Raw genomic sequence first — 6,000 nt, 5'->3', positions numbered from 1 at the left:
GGGGGGGGGGGGGGGGGCCCTCCCCACCACAACACCCCCCCCCGCAGCTCTTTTATCACCACCCGGCCGCGGCGGGGCGCCCCCCCCCCGGCCCCCCCCCGCCGCCGTCGTTTCGCCTGCCGCTATGCCAGAGCTGTGGCGAGGATCGACAATGCCCGGGTCGTCTCGGTCAGCGCACGGCGTAGCGCCTCCGCCGCCTCCCGGTCGAGCTGAAGGCCGGGCGACTGCGTCGTCTGCTGGCCCACGAGGATCCGTCGCTCCAGCTCGTTGACCGCGGCACCCGGTGCGATGCCCAGCTCCACGTCGAGTCGGTGCCGTAGATCGCGGATGACGGGACAACGACTCGGCCGTCCGTCCCGCCTCGTGCAGGGCTTTTGACAGCCGGCAGTGCAGACCCTCGTGATAGGGATATCCGGCGATCCAGAACTGCAATTCAGGGATGATCGCCACGCCATTCCCCTGGGCGAATTCGAGAGCCACCAGACCTTCGATCGCGCGCAGGCGGGACTCCTTCCAGTGGGCCGCATCCGTCGCCAGGGTGGCGGAGTGCACGTCCTGCATGGCGTGCCCCGCCACAACCTCAGGCCCTGCCGGAGGAGTTCCGTGGCATGCGCCGCCTGGCCGTGCTGGCGGGTCACCTCCGCCGCCGTGCAGAGCCGGCGGAACTTCAGGCCGTCGACGTGCTCTTCGGCAGATTCCAGCTGGTAGCGGTCTCCATGCCGCGTGATCCGTTGACCAGAGGCTTCCTGCGACACCAGGAACCGAAGGCGCCCCAGACGGTTCTGGATCTGCTGGCGGGCGGTGGCGGGTGGTTCGTCTCCCCAGACGATGTCGATCAGACGGTCGATGGTGACGTCCCGATTCGCATCAATGATTAGACCGGCGACCAATTTGCGGCTGCGTTCGCCGGAAATGTGGATTGAGGAATTGCCGGATCGCATGGTCTCCGACCCTGGCGGGTCGCGCTCAGCATAGCCGCCCTTCTATGTCCGTCAAGCACGACAAGGGCGGCAAAAGGTGCAAACCCTGTAACAGGGTGTAGTGATCGGCGTACGAGGTGCGACCGCCATTTCTCGGGCCGTCTCCCCAACCGCCGCAAGGTACTCGTCCTCCCGACCGGGTTGCGGCAGGATACGTCTCCATGAGCACCCAGCCGACGGCCGACATCGACGAGAACGGGTCCATGGACCATCCGTCCCGCTCGGACGGTTTCGTCCGGGGTGCCGCCGAGCTGATCGGCGGCCCCTTGGGCGACCACGCCGTCGCGCTGGACAGGCCTGCCGGCCGGGAGCGCCGCTTCTGGACCGCAGCGCGGATCGTCCTCGCGCTGATGTGCCTGACGCTGGCCCTGCACTGGGTGCAGAAGTCGCCCTGCCAGGACGGCGCCTGGCAGAACAACGTCCAGTACACCCGGATGTGCTACACGGACGTGCTCGCCCTCTACTACGCCGAGGGGCTCAACGAGGGCAAGGTCCCCTATGCCGACCACCCGGTGGAGTACCCGGTCCTGACCGGCTACTTCATGGGCGCGCTCGGGCTGCCGGTGCACGCCCTCGGCGTCGACAACCCCGGCATCAACCAGGGTCAGTGGTTCTACAACCTCAACGCGCTGGTACTCAGCGCGCTCGCCGTCGCCACCGTCGCGGTCATCCTCAGCCTGCGCCGCCGACGACCGTGGGACGCGGCCCTCTTCGCGCTGTCGCCGGCCCTGGTGCTCACCGCCACCGTCAACTGGGATCTGCTCGCCGTCGGGCTGGCCGCGTTCGGGCTGCTGGCCTGGGCGCGGCGCCGTCCGGCCACCGCCGGTGTGCTGCTCGGCCTGGCCGGGGCGGCGAAGATGTGGCCGCTGTTCATCCTCGGCCCGATCCTCGTGCTCGCCCTGCGCGCCGGCCGCCTGCGGGCCGCGCTCACCGCCGCCGCTACCGCCGCGGTGGCCCTGATCGTGGTCAACCTGCCCGTCGCGATCCCCTACCGGGAGAGCTGGGAACGCTTCTTCGATTTGAACACCACCCGGCCGATCGACTGGGGCACGCTCTGGTACATCGGCCGCTACCTGGATGGCAGGATCAGCCCCTCCCAGCCCGGTGACCTCGGGCCCTTTGAGTGGCTGAACGCGCACATCTCGGCGCTCAACTGGCTGTCGTACCTACTCTTCGGGCTGGCCTGCCTCGGCGTGGCCGCACTGGCGCTGCTCGCACCCCGCCGCCCCCGCCTCGCCCAGCTGGCCTTCCTGGTGGTCGCCGCCTTCCTGATCTTCAGCAAGGTCTGGTCCCAGCAGTTCGTGCTCTGGCTGCTCCCGCTCGCGGTGCTCGCCCGGCCGCGCTGGGGCGCCTTCCTGGCCTGGCAGTTCGCCGAGGTCTGCTACTTCGCCGCCTTCTACGGCGAACTGCTCGGCGCGGCCACCACCCGGCCGGTCTTCCCCGAAGGAGTCTTCGTGCTGGCCGCCAGCCTGCGCCTGATCACCGTCGCGGTGCTCTGTGGCTTCGTGATCCGGGACATCCTGCGCCCCGAGCGGGACGCCGTCCGGGACACCTACGCGGACGACCCGGACGGCGGGGTGCTCGACGGCGCCCAGGACGCGCCCTGGTACCAGCGCTGGCGGCACCCCTCCGCCGCCGTCCACCCGGCCGAGACGGTCACCGCCTGACCGAGGGCCCGGTCAGAGGCGGTAGACCACGGCGTCGCCGATCTCCTCCCGGGTCACGCCCAGCCCGTCGACCGGCCGGTCGAGCATCCCCTCCCACGGGGTGCCGCCGAGCCGGTCGCGGAGCACCACCACGTTCTTCACGCCCAGTTTCCGCAGGTAGTCGACGCTGCCGAAGTCGGGGAAGCTGACTGCGGCCTCGCGCACCTGGGCCTGCGAGTTCGGGGTGAAGCCGCTGCCGCCGTTGACCATCGGCTGGAACCGGTCGGTCGACCAGAGCATCACCGGCTGGTCCAGGTTCTGGCTGCTGGGCAGCACCAACATCGGGCCGTCAACCGTCCGCATCACCGCCGGCTGCCGCGGCACCACCGGGTGCGGGGTGACGTTCAACCCCTCCACCACGACCAGCAGCAGCGGCACGAGGGTGGCCAGGCGCAGCCACGGGCCCGGCCACGGCGGGACCCGCTCGGCGGCGAGTTCGCGTACCCGGGCGCAGAACGCGGTGACCGCGCCGGCCGCGAGCAGGCCGAGCAGCAGGGTGGTCCAGAGCATGATCCGCCCCGGCGTCCGCAAGCCGTTCCAGCCCGGCAGGTGCTCGAAGAGCGGCACGTAGGTGAACCGGCCGTCGAGGAACCGGGTGCCCACGGCCAGCGCCATCGTGACCAGCACCCCGGCCAGCAGGAACAGCCGGTGGCGCACCCGCCAGACCGAGAAGAACAGCCCGCCGGCGGCCAGCGCGTAGAGCACGAAGCCGGGCAGCAACGTCATCTCCGGGTGCCAGGGCAGCACGGCCCGGGCGCCCTCGTGCAGCCCGCCCCAGATCCGCGACTCCGCCGGGGCGGTGAAGAACCCGCTGGCCGGCGGCGAGTAGAGCTGGATCTCGCCGAGCGTCCGCGCGGCGTTCGGGTGCAGCTCCGCCACCTTGAAGTACGGCACGGCCAGCAGCGCGCCCACCGCGGCGAACACCAGCCCGCCGAGCAGGTCGGCGAGGAACAGCCGCCGGCCGAACGGGCGCTTCACCCGGAGCCGCCGGACGAACCAGACCACCGCCGAGACCAGCACGACACCGGCCAGCAGGTACGCGAACGGCAGCCCGATGCCGAAGCCCAGGCTGAGCTGCCAGGCGGCCACCAGCCAGCCGGCGAACGCCCAGCCGGCGTGCCGGCGCCACGGCCGGTAGCCGTGCCGCAGCGACCAGCCGTGACCGCGGGCCAGCATGGCCAGCGCCAGTGGGATGCCGCCGTTGGAGATGATGTGCAGGTGCCCGGCCTGGGCCAGCAGCCACGGGGCGTAGGCGTAACTCGCGCCGGCCACCGCGCCGCCGATCCGGCCCGCGCCGAGCTGCCGCGCCAGCGCGTACGCCCCGAACGTGGCGAGGGCGTGGGCCAGCACGAACATGATGTTGTAGCGCAGCAGGGCGTCCTCGGGCCCGGATCCGATCATGCCGGCGGGGGCGTAGCCGAGCAGCGTGTCCGAGAAGGCGAAGCTCCACGGCTCGGGGAAGAATGTGTTCGACGTCCATAGCTGCGCCGGGTCGGTCAGCAGGATGTGGCCGGACCAGGCCATCTGCCAGGCCTGGAGGCTCGGGTCCCAGTAGTCCTGCGGCAGGGTGTAGCGCGGGTAGCGCAGCGTGGGCCAGGTCATCAGCACGGCCAGCGCCAGCGAGGCGACGGCGGCCAGCGTCCACTCGTGCACCAGGAACCGGCCCACCGCGCGGACCACCCGGCGGGGCCGGGTGAGGACCGGATCGGGGGCGGGGCCGAACGCCGTCCACGGATCGGCCGGCTTCGTCGCGTCCGCCCCGTCGGTCCCGGCCTTGCCTTCCTCGACCTCGCCCTCCGCGGCCTTGGCGTCGGGCCCGGCCTGACCTTCGGCCGTGCGCCGGTTGGTCTCGCTCTTGTCGGTACCGGCCTTGCCGTCGGTCGCGGCCTTGCCGTCGCCCGCGGTCTTGCCGTCGGTCCCGGTCTTGCCCTCGGTCCCGGCCTTGCGATCGGGTCCGGTCTTGCGATCGGGTCCGGCCTTGCGCTCGGGTCCGGTCTTGCGATCGGGTCCAGCCTTGCCATCGGTCGGGGTCTTGCCGCCGGGCTTGGTCCCGCCCTTGTCGATCCGACCCTTGTCCCTCCGACCCTTGCCGCTCCGACCCTTGTCGGTCCGGGCCCTGTCACCGGTCTCGGTCCCGCTCCTGCCGGTGGTCCCGGTAGTGCCGTCCGTCGCGCCGGTCCCGGTCGCCGCCGGCCCGCCCGGACCGTCGCCCGTCGTGGCGTCCTGTCCCGGAACCGGCCGGTCGCCGGACACCCGGCGCGCCGCGTCGGACGGGCCGTCGCCCGTGGCCTCCTGCGGGTCGCTGTCGGCGCGGCCGCCGGTCGCGTCGGACTGCTCGGTGGTCATGCCGTCAGGCCCAGCTGCCCGCGCAGGAACGCGATGTCGGCGGCCTGACCATCGGCGCCGCCGGGGGTCTCCACGATCACCGGCGCGCCCGCCGCCCGGATCACCGCGACCACCAGTTCCGGGTCGATGGTGCCGCCGGTGAGGTTGTCGTGCCGGTCCTGGCCGGAGTTGAACGAGCCCTTGGAGTTGTTCGCGTGGATCAGATCGATCCGGCCGGTGATCGCCTTCACCCGGTCGACCAGCCCCAGCAGGTCCTCGCCCCCGGCGTGCGCGTGGCAGGTGTCGAGGCAGAACCCCACCTCGTAGTCGCCGAGCGCGTCCCAGAGCCGGGCCAGCGCGTCCAGGTGCCGGGCGCAGGCGTTGTCGCCGCCGGCGGTGTTCTCGATCAGGATCGGGAGCGGGAAGCCGCCGGAGTCCGCCGCGTACGCGAAGGTCTTGCGCCAGTTGTCGAACCCGACGGCGAGGTCGTCACCGGCGTTGACGTGGCCGCCGTGCACGATCAGCCCGCGGGCGCCGACCGCCGCCGCGGCGGCGGCATGGCCGAGCAGCAGCTTGCGGCTGGGGATGCGGATCCGGTTGTTCAGCGTGGCCACGTTGATGACGTACGGCGCGTGCACGTAGAGGTCGACGTCGGCGGTCCGCAGGCGCTCGGCGTCCTCCCGCGGCTTCGGGGCCTTCCAGCCCTGCGGGTCGGCAAGGAAGAACTGCACCGCCTCGGCGTCCCGGGCGGCCGCCTCGGCCAGCGGGTCGGTCGGATCGACGTGGGCTCCGATTCGCATGCAGGGCAGCCTACGTCGCGCCCCCGACGCCCGGGTGTTCCCCGCGCGGGGGTTCCGCGCCGCGGGGCGCGTCACCACCCGGCCCGGTGGTCGTTGTCCGAGGTGGGATCGATGGTCGACGCTCCGGCCGGACGCGGGTCCACAGCGCGTACGGGTGAAGCGGAGGCCCCCGGCAACGGGACGCCCCGC

Annotated in this window: 5 protein-coding genes and 1 pseudogene; 2 read left to right on the top strand and 4 right to left on the bottom strand. The window is 72.2% G+C overall.

Annotated features, from left to right (window positions below; genetic code table 11):
- Positions 1-122: 122 nt before the first annotated feature.
- Together ABZW14_RS21665 and ABZW14_RS21660 are read right to left on the bottom strand one after the other, a co-directional pair.
- Complete coding sequence (locus ABZW14_RS21665; protein ID WP_355349269.1) at positions 123-302, bottom strand: hypothetical protein; 180 nt, start codon at positions 300-302, stop codon at positions 123-125.
- Positions 303-384: 82 nt separating this feature from the next.
- Positions 385-638, bottom strand: a pseudogene (locus tag ABZW14_RS21660) (BTAD domain-containing putative transcriptional regulator); the annotation flags it as partial.
- On the opposite strand from ABZW14_RS21660, the gene ABZW14_RS21655 reads away from it, so the two are divergent.
- The gene (locus tag ABZW14_RS21655) at positions 609-878 is read left to right on the top strand and encodes a hypothetical protein (RefSeq protein WP_355349266.1); all 270 of its coding nucleotides are present in this window, start codon (positions 609-611) and stop codon (positions 876-878) included. The pseudogene ABZW14_RS21660 and the gene ABZW14_RS21655 overlap by 30 nt on opposite strands.
- A 263-nt stretch (positions 879-1,141) precedes the next feature.
- Positions 1,142-2,647, top strand: coding sequence for a glycosyltransferase 87 family protein (locus tag ABZW14_RS21650; protein WP_355349239.1), 1,506 nt, complete (start codon positions 1,142-1,144; stop codon positions 2,645-2,647).
- A gap of 12 nt (positions 2,648-2,659) precedes the next feature.
- Here ABZW14_RS21650 and ABZW14_RS21645 read toward each other — a convergent pair whose 3' ends face one another.
- On the bottom strand, positions 2,660-5,032 hold the full coding sequence (locus tag ABZW14_RS21645) for a hypothetical protein (protein ID WP_355349236.1): 2,373 nt from the start codon (positions 5,030-5,032) through the stop codon (positions 2,660-2,662).
- Positions 5,029-5,811, bottom strand: coding sequence for a deoxyribonuclease IV (locus ABZW14_RS21640; protein WP_355349233.1), 783 nt, complete (start codon positions 5,809-5,811; stop codon positions 5,029-5,031). The genes ABZW14_RS21645 and ABZW14_RS21640 overlap by 4 nt, the downstream gene beginning before the upstream one ends.
- Positions 5,812-6,000 lie beyond the last annotated feature (189 nt).

The organism is Micromonospora sp. NPDC004551, assembly GCF_040609975.1.
In the GTDB taxonomy this organism is placed as follows: Bacteria; Actinomycetota; Actinomycetes; order Mycobacteriales; family Micromonosporaceae; genus Micromonospora.
The sequence above is the reverse complement of the archived record's forward strand: the minus strand, read 5'-3'. Positions and strand labels throughout refer to the sequence as shown.

Excerpts from the sequence above, each read along its gene's own strand:
- ABZW14_RS21650 (WP_355349239.1), top strand. The coding sequence starts at position 1,142 with ATGAGCACCCAGCCGACGGCCGACATCGACGAGAACGGGTCCATGGAC.
- ABZW14_RS21640 (WP_355349233.1), bottom strand. The coding sequence starts at position 5,811 with ATGCGAATCGGAGCCCACGTCGATCCGACCGACCCGCTGGCCGAGGCG.
- ABZW14_RS21655 (WP_355349266.1), top strand. The coding sequence starts at position 609 with ATGCGCCGCCTGGCCGTGCTGGCGGGTCACCTCCGCCGCCGTGCAGAG.
- ABZW14_RS21645 (WP_355349236.1), bottom strand. The coding sequence starts at position 5,032 with ATGACCACCGAGCAGTCCGACGCGACCGGCGGCCGCGCCGACAGCGAC.